The sequence below is a fragment of the Ahrensia sp. R2A130 genome (assembly GCF_000179775.1).
Classification (GTDB): domain Bacteria; phylum Pseudomonadota; class Alphaproteobacteria; order Rhizobiales; family Rhizobiaceae; genus Pseudahrensia.
This window is the reverse complement of record NZ_AEEB01000003.1, coordinates 209455-225086: the sequence shown is the minus strand read 5'-3', so window position 1 is coordinate 225086 and position 15632 is coordinate 209455. Positions and strand designations below refer to the sequence as shown.

The following is a 15632-nucleotide window of genomic DNA, read 5'->3' as shown; positions in this document are numbered from 1 at the left end:
ACCTTTATGAAACTTGCCGAAACCGACATCATCCTCGTTCCCGGTTACACCAATTCAGGGCCGGAACACTGGCAGACCGGCTGGGAACGTAAGATGTCGACCGCACGTCGCATCAGCCAGGAAGACTGGCATAAGCCGGTTGTCGAAGACTGGGTGGCAAGCCTTTTGGCTGCCGTAAAAGAAACCGAAAAACCGGTTGTTCTCGTCGCGCATTCGCTCGGTGTGCAAACCGTTGCGCAAGCAATCGCCCGGGATACAGATGGCGTGATGAAGAATGTGAAAGGCGCGTTTCTCGTCGCCCCACCGGATGTGGAAAATCCCGACATAAAGCCGAAACACCTACAGACCTTCGGCCCCTACCCGCGCGATCCATTCCCATTTCCATCTATAGTCGTGGCGAGCCAGAATGACCCGTTCTGCACCTATGAAAAAGCAGGCGATATGGCGAATTGCTGGGGCTCGATGCTGGTGGACGGACGCGAAAGCGGACACTTCAACACCGAATCCGGCCACGGACCATGGCCGGACGGGTTGATCGTCTTCGCGAAGTTTCTATCCGGGCTTTGAGCGCAAAAAGAAAGCGAACCACACTCCGCTGTCATCCCTGCGTAGGCGGGGACCCACATCTCACTACACTCAAACTACGCATGTATGAGCGCTCAACTATCCGCAAAATGCAGCCATTCCCCGCTGAATTTAGGCGCGTTTCCTGGCTCAAGTGGTTCCCCGCCTTTGCGGGGATGACAGTGGAGTATGAGGCGAGATGCGCTACTTCCGCGTTTTGATTTCACCTAACATAGTGTCGATGCCGCGCTGCAGGTAGGCAATGTCGTGGCCCATGAAGCAGCAGTCGAAGCCGATCTCAGTGGCTAGATCGACATGTTCCGGCCCCGCACACCAAGCGAAGGCGTACTTGCCACGCTTGTGTGCGGCTTCCGGCATTGTTTTGATGATGTCGATCGTGTCTGGTCCATAGGGATCGGGCACGACGTTCTGGCGGATGGAGATCGACAGATCGCCAGGGCCGAGGAAAATGCCGTCGATACCGTCGAGGTCGAGAATTACGTCCATATTGGACACGGCTTCAGCCGTCTCGATCATCGCCATGATCGGGATGTGATCGTTAGCCTGCGTTACATATTCCGGGTTTGTCAGCCCCATCAGGCCCGCACCGTGGGTGGGGCCGAAGGAACGATCGCCGACGGGAATGTATTTCGCTGCACTGACCAGTGCTTTCGCATCATCCAGATTGTTGATCATCGGGGCGATGATGCCGTGGGCGCCTGCGTCCAACGCGCGGCTGACAAGATCAAAGCGCCCCACGGGAATGCGAACCATCGTCGGTTTGCCGGACGGCATAACCGCAGCTATGCCACGGATGACGCTGTTTTCGGTTTGCATACCGTGCTGCATATCCAGCGTGATAAAATCAGCGTTCGTCCTGGCCAGAAGTTGTAGATAGAACGGATCCTGCTGGGCAGACCATGCGGAAACCGGCACGCCATCCTTCGCCAAAAGATTGGTCATTCGTTTCATGGTGCTGCCCCTCCCAAGGCCGGTTTGGTGGACCTTACTGGCCCTGAATTTCTTCGGCCGCCGCGATCAAAAATTCACGCATCTTTGCGCGTAGCTCATCATCACTGACGGTCGCGCTGGAGGCATCGAGGTCGCTGCGCAGCTTGCGGAACACGTCTTCGTCGCCGGCTTCTTCAAAGTCAGCGAGAATCACTTCTTTTGCGTAAGCAGCAGGGTCAGCATGGCCCATTTTTTCAGCCGCCCAATGGCCGATCATTTTGTTACGGCGGGCTTCGGATTTGAATTTCAACTCCGCATCGTGTGCGAACTTGTTTTCGTAGGCATCGCCCCGATCGTCCATAGATGACATGTGATGGTCTCCCGACTCAGACCGCGATACGCGCGGCAATCATTGCGTTGGCTGGAAGGTAAGCACGCACCCAGCCCGTCGCAACCGGTTTTCCTGTGCCGAACCGTCTTAAGGATGGCTCACCGTGATTGTCTTCACCGCCGCAGACGCCTATGGCTGGGCTTCAGCCGACAGAAAGGCAGATACATCATGAGCAGACGTCGCAAGATTTACGAAGGCAAGGCCAAGATCCTTTATGAGGGTCCGGAACCGGGCACGCTCGTGCAGTTTTTCAAAGACGATGCCACAGCCTTTAACGCGCAAAAGCACGAGATTGTTGATGGTAAGGGTGTGTTGAACAACCGTATCAGCGAGTACGTTTTCGAGCAGTTGAACCGTATCGGCCTGCCGACTCACTTCATCCGCCGCATCAACATGCGTGAGCAGCTTATCAAAGAAGTCGAGATCATTCCGCTGGAAGTCGTTGTCCGCAACGTAGCGGCTGGCTCGCTCTCCAAACGCCTCGGCGTGGAAGAAGGCTCTGTACTGCCGCGCTCGATTATCGAGTTTTATTACAAGAACGACGAGTTGAACGATCCTATCGTTTCCGAGGAGCACATCACCGCTTTTGGTTGGGCGTCGCCACCAGAAATCGATGACATGATGGCGCTGGCCATCCGCATCAATGATTTTCTATCCGGCCTGTTCTACGGCGTTGGCATTCAATTAGTGGACTTCAAAATCGAGTTCGGCCGCCTGTACGAAAACGACATGATGCGCGTCATACTGGCAGATGAAATCAGCCCAGATTCCTGCCGTCTGTGGGACGTGAAGACCAAAGACAAGATGGACAAGGACCGCTTCCGCCAAGACCTCGGTGGAATGCTGGAAGCATATCGCGAAGTGGCCTCACGCCTTGGCATTTTGAACGAAAACGAGCCGCCACGCGGCAAAGGCCCCGTATTGGTGAAGAGCGACTGATGACTGTATTCAATGCAAAAGTAACGGTGCGGCTGAAAAACGGCGTGCTGGACCCTCAGGGCAAAGCTATTGAAGGCGCGCTCGGATCGCTCGGGTTTGCCGGTGTCGAACAGGTGCGCCAAGGCAAGACCTTCGACATCCGGCTTGAGGCCGACAGCAAACAGTCTGCCGAAGATCAGCTGGGTGCCATGTGCGAAAAGCTGCTCGCCAATACCGTGGTCGAAGACTATTCGGTCGAATTTTCCACATCTTAACGTTTCGTTTTCCTTACCGCGTCGTTCACCACCTTTCTTGACCGATTCCTGACCATCCAACTCCACAACGGGGTTAACGGATGAAGGAAATGATCATGAAAAATGTAACGATATTCGCCGCATGTCTCGCACTGCCCATGCATGCCGCATCAGCTCAAGCTGCTGAATACGGTCAGGGCATCCAATACGGCCCCACTCGCAATGCGGTGCAGGTGCAGTTCGACAACGAGCAATATGAGCGCTCGCATTACAACAGCACACGCATCCACTACCGCCCATTTTTCGGTGAGCCGAAGGCCAAACACTACGTACCCGAAGCACACACGCCAAAGCGTCACAGCCGCAAATACCGGCGCCACGACCGCAAGCACCACGGTCACTAATCTGTGGCAAATGTTCGGTGAAGAAAGTCGGGCAGTTCCCAATCTGCCGGGGTGATGTGGTGGAAAGCTCATCCTTGCGGTGCTATAGATAGCTCATGCAAGTCTCTATCGTTCAATTTCCCGGCTCAAATCGCGACCGCGATATGATTGCGGCTATCCGCAAGGTTGGTGGTGTTGAGCCAAACCTTGTCTGGCACACCGATACAGAGCTTCCTGCGAGTGATCTGGTGATCCTGCCGGGTGGCTTTTCCCATGGCGACTATCTGCGTTCCGGCGCAATCGCTGCAAGGGCACCTATTATGGATGCCGTATCGAAAGCAGCTCACGCGGGCACTCGCGTTTTGGGCGTGTGTAACGGTTTTCAAATTCTCGTTGAAGCAGGTCTTTTGCCCGGCGCGTTGATGCGGAATTCGGCGCTCACATTTGTTTGCCGCGAGGTACAGTTGGAAGCTGTGAACACCGATAATCCGTTCACCGAGCGATACAGCAAAGGCGAAGTGATCCGCTGTCCTGTGGCGCATCACGATGGCAACTATTTTGCGGACGCAGACACGTTGGCCCGGATCGAAGGCGAAGGTCAGGTGGCGTTCCGCTACGCGAGCGGGACCAATCCGAACGGCTCGATCAACGATATTGCGGGCATCTTCAACGATGCAGGCAACGTTTTGGGCATGATGCCCCATCCGGAAAACCTTATCGAAGCCGCCCATAGTGGCAGTGACGGACGGCGGCTTTTCGAAGGCGCGATGAACTTGCTCCAAGCCGACGCCGCATGAGGGCTACGCAAGGGATTTTGTTTTTGTGCGCGCTGTTATTGAGTGCCTGTCAGTCGAAACCGACAGACCTTGGCAATTCGGGTCTCGGCACCCCGCAAGCTGTGATGCTTAACGTCGCCAAACAGATGCAAGCTTGCTGGTTCAAACCCAAACTGGCGCAGTTCCAACCTTACAAGCTGGCGGCTGAACTTGATTCCTATTCCGGCAAGCCGCGTGTGCTTATCGTACCGCGCAACAAGCCCGCCGGACTTCCAAAGCTCGTAGCTCAAGCTGAACGCCAAGGCGGCAGCACCCAATTCACGAGCTTCGGGCCCCTTCTTCAAACAAGCAACGGCCCTGCCCTTCGCGCCTCCATGGCTGCTTGGGCCAGCGGCTCAAAAACCTGCTGAGATCATGACCAAACCAACCGTCGATAACACCCGCCCCGTTACGCCAGAACTCGTTGCCGAACACGGCCTGAACGAAGAGGAATGGCAGCGCATTCTGGAGCTAACCGGACGCGACCCCACCTATACGGAAATGGGCATCTGGTCGGCGATGTGGAATGAACATTGTTCCTACAAATCGTCCCGCAAGTGGCTGAAAACACTGCCGACGGAGGGCCCACAAGTGATCTACGGACCCGGCGAAAATGCCGGTGTGGTTGATATCGGCGACGGCGATTGCGTGGTTTTCAAGATGGAAAGCCACAACCACCCCTCTTTCATCGAACCCTACCAAGGCGCCGCAACCGGCGTGGGTGGCATTCTTCGTGATGTGTTCACCATGGGCGCTCGCCCGATCGCTGCCATGAATGCGCTGCGCTTCGGTTCGCCTGACCACGAAAAAACGCGGCATCTTGTAGCCGGTGTCGTCGCGGGCGTCGGCGGCTACGGCAACTCGTTTGGTGTTCCCACAGTCGGCGGCGAGGTGAATTTTCACGAACGCTACAACGGCAACATTCTGGTCAACGCCTTTGCGGCGGGCCTTGCAAAAACCGACGCGATCTATGTTTCAAAAGCTGAAGGCGTGGGCCTACCGGTCGTCTATCTCGGCGCAAAGACGGGCCGCGACGGCGTAGGCGGCGCGACTATGGCGTCAGCAGAATTCGATGATTCCATCGACGAGAAACGCCCCACCGTTCAAGTGGGCGATCCGTTCACCGAAAAATGCCTGATGGAAGCCTGCATGGAATTGATGGCGTCCGGTGCTGTTATCGCCATTCAGGATATGGGCGCAGCGGGCCTGACCTGTTCCGCCGTTGAAATGGGCGCGCGGGGAGATCTTGGCATCGAACTCGATCTCGACACCGTGCCGGTGCGCGAAACGCATATGACAGCTTACGAAATGATGTTATCGGAAAGCCAGGAGCGGATGCTCATGGTGCTGCGGCCTGAAAAAGAAGCCGAGGCGAAGGCCATCTTCGACAAATGGGCGTTGGATTTTGCCATCGTTGGTAAGACCACTGACGACTTGCGCTTCCGCGTTATGCACCAGGGCGAAGAAGTCGCTAATTTGCCGATCAAAGAATTAGGCGATGAAGCGCCCGAATACGACCGACCATGGATCGAGCCCGGCACCCATGTGGATCAGGAACCACACTTGTTTGCTCCGCCGGATGATTATTCGGCAGCCCTGCTCTGGATGCTAGCCTCGCCCGACCTTTGCTCCCGCCGTTGGGTTTGGGAGCAGTACGACACGCTGATTCAGGGCAACTCGTTGCAACTGCCCGGCGGTGATGCTGGTGTGGTGCGGGTCGAAGGCCACGCCACAAAGGCGCTCGCGTTCTCTTCTGATGTGACGCCACGTTACGTCGAGGCCGACCCTTATGAAGGTGGCAAACAGGCCGTTGCCGAATGCTATCGTAATCTCATAGCTACCGGCGCGAAGCCGTTGGCAACGACAGATAATCTCAATTTCGGAAACCCTGAAAAACCGGAAATCATGGGCCAACTCGTGGCTGCTATCCGTGGTATCGGCGAGGCCTGCCAGGCGCTGGATATGCCCATCGTTTCCGGCAATGTATCGCTTTATAACGAGACCAACGGCGAAGCCATCTTGCCGACGCCGACCATCGGCGGCTGCGGTTTGATTGACGACCACGCCAAAATGGCGCGCGTTGGCACGGCAGACGAAAGCGATGTTCTGTTCCTCATCGGCACCGAGGGCACTCACCTTTCGCGCTCGATTTATCAACGAGAAATACTAGGCGAAGAAACCGGCCCTGCCCCAACCGTCGATTTGATGACCGAGCGCTTCCGTGGAGACTTTGTGCTGTCCGCCATTCGTGGCGACTACGCTTCCGCCTGCCATGATATTTCTGATGGAGGCCTAGCAATAGCACTGGCTGAAATGTGCATGGCCTCAGGTCTGGGCGCGGATTGCGATATCACCGTCACCTACCCGCATGCTGCCTTGTTCGGCGAGGACCAGTCCCGCTACATCGTCAGCGTGCCTGCAAAATGGGCCGATATGTTCGGCGCAAATTGCGAAGGCTCTGCCTGCTTCTTCTCGCGCATCGGCACAGTTGGTGGTGACCGCTTGAAGATCAACGATCTGGTGGACATATCGGTTGAGGACATGAAAGCTGCACACGAAGCGTGGTTCCCGGATTATATGGCGGGACCAAAGATCGCTGAAGCTGCGGAATAATTTGAAAAGGGCTGCACGATGCCAATGGACGCGCGTGAAATCGAGACGATGATCAAGGAAGCCCTGCCTGACGCCGAGGTCACTATCCGTGATTTGGCCGGTGATGGCGACCACTATGCGGCTGAGGTCGTGTCCGAACAATTCGTCGGCAAATCGCGGGTGGAACAACACCAGCTTGTCTATGGTGCGCTACAGGGCAAAATGGGCGGTGTTCTTCACGCGCTCGCACTACAAACCAGCCCACCCAAATAGGCTGCGGACATGCATTTTTCCGACACCGGAATTGTGGTTGGTTGTTCGTTGGTGCTTCTGGTTGTCGCGCTGGTCCTGCTCTACATCAAATTCGGCGGTCGACGAAAATCCGACCAATATGACTGGAAACCGGCTCAGGATTACGATGTGGTCCAGACCGGCGAAGCGAATATGACGCCAGCATTTCCAGTGTTGAAAAAGCGCAAATCTGTCAAAACCAACGACAAAACCGGTGATCACGAAGCCGACCAGCCTTAACTAGTTTGGCATTTGCGCCCGTAATGCAGGCGCTACACGCACCGTTATCGCAACGCTACCGTCTTCACGGTCAGTTCGTTCGATAACGTGAGCGTTCTCGTAGAACCAGTTCAGTTGGCCCAGTTTCGCAGGCGCCAACACAACGTCCACGACATTTTCTGAACCACCGAGCTTGTCTTCAACCAACTCAAGCAAGCTTCCTTCGCCCTCGCCGGTAACGGCTGACACGAGCAGTGGTGCATCATTTCCGGTTCGCGTGGCGCGGATGGCTTCGAGCGCTTCCGCATCCAGAAGATCGATCTTGTTCCACACTTCCACAACACGGCTGTGGCCATCTTCGCCCACGCCGAGTTGGGACAGGATCGTATAGACGTCCTCGGCCTGCGCTTTTGTGTCCGAGTCTGAAATATCGCGCACATGCAGGATGAGCTCTGCCTCGATCACCTCCTCCAGCGTAGCGCGGAAAGCAGCGACAAGGTGCGTTGGCAGATCGGAAACAAAACCCACCGTGTCCGACAAGATTGCCTGCGTACCTTGCGGCAAATGAAGCTGCCGCAGCGTTGGGTCTAGCGTGGCAAAAAGCATGTCTTTAGCCATCACCTCGGCGCCTGTGAGGCTGTTGAAAAGGGTCGATTTACCGGCGTTGGTGTAGCCCACAAGAGCCACGACAGGGTGAGGAATGCGCTTACGCTGCGAACGGTGAAGCGTGCGGGTGCGACGCACTTTTTCGAGCTCTTTTTCCAGCGCGTTCACCTTGCCCTGAAGTTGACGGCGGTCACTTTCGATCTGGGTTTCACCGGGACCGCCAAGGAAGCCACCGGAACCGCCACCGCCGCCACGCTGGCGTTCAAGATGGGTCCACGAACGAACCAGCCGGCCCTTCTGATAATTCAGGTGGGCGAGTTCGACCTGCAATCGACCTTCTTTGGTTTGCGCACGCGCACCAAAGATTTCGAGAATCAAGCCGGTGCGGTCAACGACCTTGGCCTGCCATTCTTTTTCAAGATTGCGCTGCTGCACAGGGGTAAGCGGATGATCGACAACAACGAGGCCAGCATCGAGGGCGGCAATCAAGCCTTTCAACTCTTCCACTTTGCCTGTGCCAAAAAGCGTGCCCGCCTTTAGTTTTGACAACGGAACCGAGGCGGAATGAACAATCTCCAGATCAATCGCCCGTGCGAGACCGACAGCTTCGTCCAACCGCGCTGCTTCACTGCGGGCGTGCACACGCTCTTTATCGGCTTTTGAAGTGGCGCGTGACGCGATCACTGGCGATAAAACCAGTGCCTTCGTAACCGGCCGTTCATTGGTGGTGTCGAGCTGGAAGCGCGGCTTTCCGGCACTCTCAAAGCTGTCAGGAGAACTCAAATCTGTTGACCCATGGACCTATTCATCGCCTTTATTCATCACCGCGTCCGCCAGTGTCGTCGAACATCTTCAACGGTTCACCGGGCATGATTGTGGAAATTGCGTGTTTGTAGACCAGCTGCGAATGGCCATCGCGGCGCAGCAGCAGGCAAAAATTATCAAACCACGTCACGACGCCGGTCAATTTAACGCCGTTGACCAGAAATATAGTCAGTGAAATTTTGTTTTTGCGGACGTTATTCAGAAATGCGTCCTGCAGATTTTGCTGTCGTTCAGCCATGTTATCCGTATCGTTTCTTTGCCGATTTACTCGCCTAATATAGGGTGCGCCCGCCGCCACGCAATCACCATTAGCGTGTTCGCCAATACCGAAGCGAAAAAATACCGATTACCGCGAGAACTTCCAACCGGCCCAGCAGCATGGTCATCATCAAAACCAGCTTGGCCGAGGTGGCAAAATTCGCATACTCGGGCCACGGCACTTCGGACGCTTGCCCCCAATCAGGGTTGTAAATTGGCCCCGCTGTGGTGAAGCTGGCGATAGTGGCTGTGAGCGCGGCTTCAAACGGCACGCCGCCTGCCGACACCAGAATTGACGCGACCGCAATGGTGATGATGGCGACAACGAAGAAACTCCAGATCGCTTTCATCAACTGCATGTCATAGCGCTCTGAACCGAAGTGGGAACCGCGCACGATGTGCGGGTAGATCAAACGGTCTAGTTCCGACAGCGACTGCACCAACATGCCACCCATGCGATAGAGTTTTAGTCCGCCCGAGGTGGAAAACGCGCTGCCACCAGCAAACACGATGAACAGCACTGTAACGAGCGGCAACAGCGTCATATAGCCGGGTTGGGTTTCCAAACCGCTGGTGGAGACAAGCGAGGCCGCATTGACGAAGGCTTCGATCAGAATTCGGCCACCGCCTGTGCCCTCCACGCCAGAAACATCGATGAACGAAAACGCGAACACAAATGTTGTGATCGCGATGAGCCCAAGCACGAAATAGCTCTCCCGATGTTGGCGCGCCCGCGCCCATTGCCCCGATGTCAGCATTCGTTGCCAATAAATACTGGTAGCACCGGCAACGAGAAAAACACCAAAAATGAACAGGCTGCCCAACGGCACCGTCTGGTCGAGCGAGCTATCGAAGGGCAGAAAGCCACCGGTCGATATGGCCGTCATAGAAAGCGTAAGCGCGTAAAACGCGCGCGTTCCTGTTATGAACATGGCCAGAAAACAGACCACAGTCAGGATCGCGTAAAACAGAGCGAGGTTGCCTGCAAATGCTAACAAGCGGCCTTGCTGGGCGCGGAAATCTGCACCGACAAACATAATCGTGTCGCGGCTTTGCAACCCACCAATGCCACTTGGCGCGATGATGAGAATTACAGTTAGTAAGGCCAAATAACCGCCAATCCACTGTGCCTGAACGCGCAGGAAAATCATTGCCTGAGGCCACTGTTCGATTTCTCGCACAGTGGTCGACCCCGTAGTGGTGAGGCCGGAAACGGCTTCGAATAGTGCATCGACGAATGAGATTTGTGTCAGATCCCAGATCGGAACCGCCAATGAGATTGGAAGCACGGTCCAGACCAGCGCAAGCAACAGCAATCGGCCAATTTGCGGCAACCGCCCCAAACGGCCTATTATCGCGAGTGCGGGACCACCGAAGACAAAGCTGCCCATGAGGATGTAAAAGCCCAATCGGCGAGCAACGTCCCCTTCGCCCGCCAAAATGGCGATAGCGACCGGTGCCAACAGCGAGACGGTGACGATGAGGCCGGTACAGGCGAGGTAGAAGGCGACCGCCAGCATTAAAAGAATTCCAGGCTGACCCTGAACATCTGCTCAACCTGTTTCACGCGTTCGGAGACGGCGAACATAACAATGCGGTCCTTGGCACGGATTTGTAGATCGCCATTGGGCATGATCACTTGCTTGTCGCGATAGACGGCACCGACGCGTATACCATCGGGCAAATCGAGGTCACGCAAGGGCTTGTTGACCAGTGTTGAAGTCTCGAGCGCTTCTGCTTCGATAACTTCAGCCGCACCGTTTTGAACTGAATGCACACCACGGATACGACCGCGCCGCACATGCTGCAAAATGCGCGAGATCGTCACAGAACGTGGGTTGAGATGCGCGTCAATGCCAAGTGACTTCGTGAAGCCATAATAGCTCATGTTGTTCAGAAGCGTCAGGTTGGCCCTGCACCCCAGCTTCTTCGACATGACGGAAGACAGGATGTTGACCTGATCGTCATTGGTAAGCGCAACCATCAAATCGGCTTGCTCGATATCGGCTTCCAGCAGGATTTCCTGATCAAGCGCGCTACCGTGCAGCACAACGGTTCGGTCAACAATATCGGCGATAGCCACTGCGCGTTCACGCGATGCTTCGACAATTTTTACTCGCGCATTGGGCTGTCGTTCTTCGATGGCTTGGGCGACGTAGAGGCCAATGTTACCACCGCCGACGATTACAATACGACTGGCGGCCGCTTCGTCATGACCGAAAATACTCAATGTTCGGCGAACTTTATCGCGTCGCGCAATGACATAGGCCAAATCGCCAGCGACCATGGCGTCGCTGGAATGTGGCACGAACAGTTTGTCACCACGCCAGATACCTGTGACCACGGCAGACAGGTCGGGAAACAGCTCCGATAGCTGATCCAATGGCGTGTCGATGACCGGGCAATCCTCGTTGCATTCGATTGCGATCATCGCGATCTCGCCGTCGGCAAACTGCACCGCATCCGTCGCGCCGGGCAATGCAATGCGGCGCAACACCATTTCACCAACCTCGATCTCAGGCGAAATGATGACGTCGATGGGCATATGCTCACGGGAAAACAGGTCTTTATAGATATCTTGAAGGTAATTTTGCGCGCGGATGCGGGCGACTTTCGTTGGCACATCGAACAATGAGTGCGCCACCTGACAGGCCACCATGTTGACCTCGTCATAGAGAGTGACCGCGATGATCATATCAGCGTCATCAGCACCGGCAGCCTGCAAAACGTCCGGCTGCGAGCCGTGACCAACAAAGCCGCGCACATCCAAGTGGTCACGGACGCCCTGAACGAGCGACGCGGAATTGTCGATTACAGTGACGTCATTGCCTTCGTTGGCAAGGCGTTCGGCGATGCCGTAGCCCACCTGCCCAGCGCCGCAAATGATGACTTTCATACCGGGCAAGCCCCTTCGAACGAAGCCATTTCGGCCTCACGAACGAACCTTATATGCCAAGGCTTTTCAATTTGCGATGGAGGGCGGACCGTTCCATGCCAACGAAATTTGCCGTCTTGGAGATGTTACCACCGAAGCGGGTGATCTGCGCCACCAGATAATCGCGCTCGAAGACCTCCCGCGCTTCGCGCAATGGCATCGACATGATGTGCTCGTCTTCGGTACCGGGTGTTTTCGGCAACATATCGCTGATCTCGCCGGGCAACTGATCCGCAGTTACGGTTTCTCCATCGTCGCCACGCGACAGGATCATCAGGCGTTCGACATTGTTACGAAGCTGGCGCAGATTTCCGGGCCATGAATGAGCTTGAAGAACTGCCATGGCATCATCACCGATCTCGCAGGCTTTGACGCCCGTTTGCGCTTCGATCTGGTGCATGAATGCAATGATGAGCGGTTCGATGTCTTCACGGCGATCAGCCAATGATGGCACTGCCAAGGGGACCACGGCGAGGCGATCAAACAAATCTTGACGGAACAATCCCTCAGTAATCCGCTCCTCCAGATCAACACCGGTGGATGACAGAACGCGCACATCGACCGCCACCTTGCGGGTACCGCCGACGCGTTCAAACTTCTGAGCGACAAGCACGCGGAGAATTTTGGACTGCGTTTCGACAGGCATTTCGCCCACTTCATCAAGCAGTAGAGTCCCGCGGTGGGCTTCTTCCAAAGCGCCCGTTTTGCCTTCCCGATTTTCACCGGCCTCAATGCCGAACAACTCAGTTTCCATTGTCTCCGGAGTAATGGCTGCGGCGTTCAGCACGACAAATGGTCCGCTTGAGCGTGCGGAATTGCGATGGATGGCGCGGGCAACAGTTTCTTTGCCGGAGCCCGATGGCCCGATGATCATCACACGAGAATTCGTTTGCGCTACTTTGTCGATATTCGAACGCAACTGGTTCATCGCAAATGACATGCCAATCATTTCCGGCATATCAGGGCTTTTGCGTTCGAGGTTTTCCACCTGTTTGCGCAGTCCAGCAGTTTCCAATGCACGCTCGGCAATAAGGATCAGGCGGTCAGCCTTGAACGGCTTTTCGATGTAATCATATGCGCCGCGCTGAATGGCGCTCACGGCTGTTTCGATATTGCCATGGCCGGAAATGACGACGACGGGCAGACCCGGATGTAAATCCTGAATTACGTCCAGCAGACCCAAACCATCCAGCTTGCTGCCTTGCATCCAGATGTCGAGAAAGATCATAGACGGCCTGCGGTCTGCGATGGCGGCCAAGGCTGAGTCGCTGTCATAAGCGGTACGGGTTTCGTGCCCCTCATCCTCCAGCAAGCCGGAAACCAGCTCGCGGATATCCGCCTCGTCGTCAACAACCAGAATGTCAGACGCCATGTTGTTCTCCCTGTGAATTGTCTTCTACCGGGTTTACCGGAACTAGAATTCTTACCATCGCGCCGTGGCCGCCATCGGCGACCTGCGGTGCGTCGCGCAGCTCGATAGAGCCACCGTGTTCTTCAAGAACCTTCGACACAATTGCGAGGCCAAGGCCGGTGCCCTTTTCGCGGGTGGTCATGTAAGGCTCCAACAAGCGCGCGCGGTTTTCCATCGGCAAACCCTTACCGTTGTCGATGATGTCGATGATGTGAAAATCATCACCAACCTGTGCGCTGATCGCAATTTCAGGCTTCTCGCCATCTTCGTATTCGTGGCCCTCGATTGCCTCTGTCGCGTTCTTGATAAGGTTGCCAAATGCCTGGCCCAGAAGGCGGCTGTCGAATTTCGCAAGCAACGGCTCTTCGCCTAACTCGACGTTGAACTTGATGTGCGGATTGGAAACCTTCAGCAGGAACACCGCTTCACGCATGGATTCCGACAGATTACCCACCGTTAGCGCAGGCTTCGGCATTCGCGCGAATGACGAGAATTCGTCCACCATCCGGCCAATATCGGCGACCTGCCGCACGATGGTTTCTGTGCACTGGTCAAAGACTTCGCGGTCCTCGGTGATGACCTTACCGTAACGGCGGCGAATACGCTCTGCTGAGAGCTGAATCGGCGTCAGCGGATTCTTGATTTCGTGTGCGATGCGTTGCGCAACGTCGGCCCAAGCTGAGGTACGTTGGGCGGAAACAAGATCGGTAATATCGTCGATTGTGACGACGTGCGAGTGAGTACCCTCACCCGTACCCTCCAGCGTTACCTGCACATCAAAGGTTCGCTCGCGCCCTTCCTGTTCCAAGGTGATCTGTTCACGCAAGCTAGATTTGTGAGCCAATTCCGCGCCATCAACCACGGCTGCAAGCTCAGGCGAAACATCGGCAAGCGATAATCCGATAAGATCGTCGCGCTTCAAAAGTCCGGCAGCCGACGTGTTGGCAATAGCAATTGATCCGCCGTGGTCGACGCCCAATACACCAGCTGTGACACCGGAAAGCACGGCTTCGGTGAAGCGCCGGCGGTCATCAATCTGTTGTTGATTGTCGAGAATTTCATCACGCTGAGCGCGCAGTTCGCTCGTCATAGAGTTGAAAGTATTGGCCAGCGACTTAAGTTCGCCTTCGGAGCGAATATCAGCGACTTGAACATCAAGATCGCCTGATGCCACCTGGTCTGCTGCGGTGATAAGGCGGCGAATAGGATCAACGAGACGGTCAGCGACCGCGATGCCCATCCACATGGCCGCCAGCAAAATGGTAAGGCACATGCCTGCGTAGAGAAGACCGAAGGCGATCTGCAGCGGAATGCGCCCGCTTTCCATCAGACGATATTCCTCGGTGACCTCTTCCATAAGGCCGAGAGAATTCAGAATTTGCGGATCGACGTTTCGCAATGTGTAGAGAAACACGTCAGCGCCCAGCGCTGGCAGCTTAACCACGCAGCCGGCAAGACTGCGCCTGCGCGGTCCGCCGCAGGCCGGTTTTTGGTCGGCAGCTTGCTGGATCAACCCTAGCGGCGCCGTTGGCAAAGTCGTGCTTTGCGGCAGCGTAGCTTCGACGACAATGTTGCCACGAGAGTTGACGATGGCAGCCCGAACCATTCCCCGTGCACGCGCCTGCCCTGTCATGAAACCTTTGAAGGATTGTCGGTCTAGAACGTAGCCGCTGCGATTCCGGCTCAACAGAAACCCCATATTCAAAGTGCTGGAATTCAAGTTACCCGCCGTCTCTTCAACATAAGATTCAGCTAGTGACATGGACGAAGCGACGATGGATTTCGTTCGCTCATCAAAAATCCGGTCCAGCCTAAGATCGAGTGTTATACCCGCGATCACTGCCACTATGATTGCCGGAAGCGCAGCAACGATACCGAAGAGCGCCACGATGCGAATGTGCATTCGCGCCGCAGCACGACCCTTTCGCCGCGCCCGCAACAGCAGGCGAACTTCGCGCGCAACGAGAATCACAATGATAGCAATGAGGACGAAGTTGATAGCGACTGTTGTCAGCACCACCGTGTCGGTCAGTTCAATCGGTGTCAGGCCCAGAAGCACCACGAAGGACGCGAGACCAAAGATGATGGTGAGGATCAGAAAGCCTAAGCCGAAGCGGCGCACTGTGCGTAGGCTGGACAGCCGATCGACGGGCGTTTCGAACACCAATGCCGGTGTTCCGGCATCCAATCCGGCGTCCAAATTTGCCATAGTGCGTGTT

At 55.7% G+C, this 15632-nt stretch carries 17 protein-coding genes; 9 read left to right on the top strand and 8 right to left on the bottom strand.

Annotated features, from left to right (window positions below):
* Positions 1–6: 6 nt before the first annotated feature.
* A complete protein-coding gene (locus tag R2A130_RS01840) occupies positions 7–567 on the top strand; it encodes an alpha/beta hydrolase (protein WP_009463139.1) in 561 nt (186 codons plus the stop codon).
* Between the two features lie 201 nt (positions 568–768).
* Here R2A130_RS01840 and R2A130_RS01835 read toward each other — a convergent pair whose 3' ends face one another.
* Both R2A130_RS01835 and R2A130_RS01830 read right to left on the bottom strand, forming a co-directional pair.
* On the bottom strand, positions 769–1536 hold the full coding sequence (locus R2A130_RS01835) for an HpcH/HpaI aldolase/citrate lyase family protein (protein ID WP_009463138.1): 768 nt from the start codon (positions 1534–1536) through the stop codon (positions 769–771).
* 34 nt (positions 1537–1570) lie between these two features.
* Positions 1571–1885, bottom strand: a complete 315-nt coding sequence (locus R2A130_RS01830) for a DUF1476 domain-containing protein (RefSeq protein WP_009463137.1) — start codon at positions 1883–1885, stop codon at positions 1571–1573.
* Positions 1886–2074: 189 nt separating this feature from the next.
* On the opposite strand from R2A130_RS01830, the gene purC reads away from it, so the two are divergent.
* From purC to R2A130_RS01790, 8 genes are all read left to right on the top strand, one after another.
* Positions 2075–2845: a phosphoribosylaminoimidazolesuccinocarboxamide synthase gene (gene purC, locus R2A130_RS01825; RefSeq protein ID WP_009463136.1), complete on the top strand. Its 771-nt coding sequence runs from the start codon at positions 2075–2077 to the stop codon at positions 2843–2845.
* Positions 2845–3099, top strand: coding sequence for a phosphoribosylformylglycinamidine synthase subunit PurS (gene purS / locus R2A130_RS01820; RefSeq protein ID WP_009463135.1), 255 nt, complete (start codon positions 2845–2847; stop codon positions 3097–3099). Before purC ends, purS begins: the two co-directional genes overlap by 1 nt.
* A 95-nt stretch (positions 3100–3194) precedes the next feature.
* Positions 3195–3482 carry a hypothetical protein gene (locus tag R2A130_RS01815; protein ID WP_156798357.1) on the top strand — a complete coding sequence of 96 codons (288 nt, stop codon included), beginning with the start codon at positions 3195–3197 and terminating at the stop codon, positions 3480–3482.
* 95 nt (positions 3483–3577) lie between these two features.
* Entirely contained in the window at positions 3578–4258 is a 681-nt protein-coding gene (gene purQ / locus R2A130_RS01810) for a phosphoribosylformylglycinamidine synthase subunit PurQ (RefSeq protein WP_009463133.1), read from the top strand.
* Between the two features lie 104 nt (positions 4259–4362).
* On the top strand, positions 4363–4647 hold the full coding sequence (locus tag R2A130_RS01805) for a hypothetical protein (protein WP_009463132.1): 285 nt from the start codon (positions 4363–4365) through the stop codon (positions 4645–4647).
* 4 nt (positions 4648–4651) lie between these two features.
* Positions 4652–6889, top strand: a complete 2238-nt coding sequence (gene purL / locus R2A130_RS01800) for a phosphoribosylformylglycinamidine synthase subunit PurL (protein WP_009463131.1) — start codon at positions 4652–4654, stop codon at positions 6887–6889.
* Positions 6890–6907: 18 nt separating this feature from the next.
* Positions 6908–7141: a BolA family protein gene (locus tag R2A130_RS01795; protein WP_009463130.1), complete on the top strand. Its 234-nt coding sequence runs from the start codon at positions 6908–6910 to the stop codon at positions 7139–7141.
* Positions 7142–7150: 9 nt separating this feature from the next.
* Complete coding sequence (locus R2A130_RS01790) at positions 7151–7399, top strand: hypothetical protein (RefSeq protein WP_009463129.1); 249 nt, start codon at positions 7151–7153, stop codon at positions 7397–7399.
* Here R2A130_RS01790 and hflX read toward each other — a convergent pair whose 3' ends face one another.
* From hflX to R2A130_RS01760, 6 genes are all read right to left on the bottom strand, one after another.
* Entirely contained in the window at positions 7400–8767 is a 1368-nt protein-coding gene (gene hflX / locus R2A130_RS01785; protein WP_009463128.1) for a GTPase HflX, read from the bottom strand. It lies immediately after the preceding gene.
* A 31-nt stretch (positions 8768–8798) separates the two neighbouring features.
* Positions 8799–9047: an RNA chaperone Hfq gene (gene hfq, locus R2A130_RS01780; protein WP_009463127.1), complete on the bottom strand. Its 249-nt coding sequence runs from the start codon at positions 9045–9047 to the stop codon at positions 8799–8801.
* A gap of 70 nt (positions 9048–9117) precedes the next feature.
* Positions 9118–10587 carry a potassium transporter TrkG gene (locus R2A130_RS01775; protein WP_009463126.1) on the bottom strand — a complete coding sequence of 490 codons (1470 nt, stop codon included), beginning with the start codon at positions 10585–10587 and terminating at the stop codon, positions 9118–9120.
* On the bottom strand, positions 10587–11963 hold the full coding sequence (trkA, locus tag R2A130_RS01770) for a Trk system potassium transporter TrkA (RefSeq protein ID WP_009463125.1): 1377 nt from the start codon (positions 11961–11963) through the stop codon (positions 10587–10589). Before trkA ends, R2A130_RS01775 begins: the two co-directional genes overlap by 1 nt.
* 49 nt (positions 11964–12012) lie before the next feature.
* Positions 12013–13374 carry a sigma-54 dependent transcriptional regulator gene (locus R2A130_RS01765; protein WP_009463124.1) on the bottom strand — a complete coding sequence of 454 codons (1362 nt, stop codon included), beginning with the start codon at positions 13372–13374 and terminating at the stop codon, positions 12013–12015.
* On the bottom strand, positions 13364–15622 hold the full coding sequence (locus R2A130_RS01760; RefSeq protein WP_009463123.1) for a PAS domain-containing sensor histidine kinase: 2259 nt from the start codon (positions 15620–15622) through the stop codon (positions 13364–13366). Before R2A130_RS01760 ends, R2A130_RS01765 begins: the two co-directional genes overlap by 11 nt.
* Positions 15623–15632: the final 10 nt, after the last annotated feature.

Coding starts and splice junctions, on each gene's coding strand:
- R2A130_RS01795 (WP_009463130.1), top strand. CDS start 6,908: ATGCCAATGGACGCGCGTGAAATCGAGACGATGATCAAGGAAGCCCTG.
- R2A130_RS01765 (WP_009463124.1), bottom strand. CDS start 13,374: ATGGCGTCTGACATTCTGGTTGTTGACGACGAGGCGGATATCCGCGAG.
- hfq (WP_009463127.1), bottom strand. CDS start 9,047: ATGGCTGAACGACAGCAAAATCTGCAGGACGCATTTCTGAATAACGTC.
- R2A130_RS01830 (WP_009463137.1), bottom strand. CDS start 1,885: ATGTCATCTATGGACGATCGGGGCGATGCCTACGAAAACAAGTTCGCA.
- purS (WP_009463135.1), top strand. CDS start 2,845: ATGACTGTATTCAATGCAAAAGTAACGGTGCGGCTGAAAAACGGCGTG.
- trkA (WP_009463125.1), bottom strand. CDS start 11,963: ATGAAAGTCATCATTTGCGGCGCTGGGCAGGTGGGCTACGGCATCGCC.
- purC (WP_009463136.1), top strand. CDS start 2,075: ATGAGCAGACGTCGCAAGATTTACGAAGGCAAGGCCAAGATCCTTTAT.
- purQ (WP_009463133.1), top strand. CDS start 3,578: ATGCAAGTCTCTATCGTTCAATTTCCCGGCTCAAATCGCGACCGCGAT.
- R2A130_RS01790 (WP_009463129.1), top strand. CDS start 7,151: ATGCATTTTTCCGACACCGGAATTGTGGTTGGTTGTTCGTTGGTGCTT.
- R2A130_RS01840 (WP_009463139.1), top strand. CDS start 7: ATGAAACTTGCCGAAACCGACATCATCCTCGTTCCCGGTTACACCAAT.
- R2A130_RS01760 (WP_009463123.1), bottom strand. CDS start 15,622: ATGGCAAATTTGGACGCCGGATTGGATGCCGGAACACCGGCATTGGTG.
- R2A130_RS01805 (WP_009463132.1), top strand. CDS start 4,363: ATGCTTAACGTCGCCAAACAGATGCAAGCTTGCTGGTTCAAACCCAAA.
- R2A130_RS01835 (WP_009463138.1), bottom strand. CDS start 1,536: ATGAAACGAATGACCAATCTTTTGGCGAAGGATGGCGTGCCGGTTTCC.
- R2A130_RS01815 (WP_156798357.1), top strand. CDS start 3,195: ATGAAAAATGTAACGATATTCGCCGCATGTCTCGCACTGCCCATGCAT.
- R2A130_RS01775 (WP_009463126.1), bottom strand. CDS start 10,587: ATGCTGGCGGTCGCCTTCTACCTCGCCTGTACCGGCCTCATCGTCACC.
- purL (WP_009463131.1), top strand. CDS start 4,652: ATGACCAAACCAACCGTCGATAACACCCGCCCCGTTACGCCAGAACTC.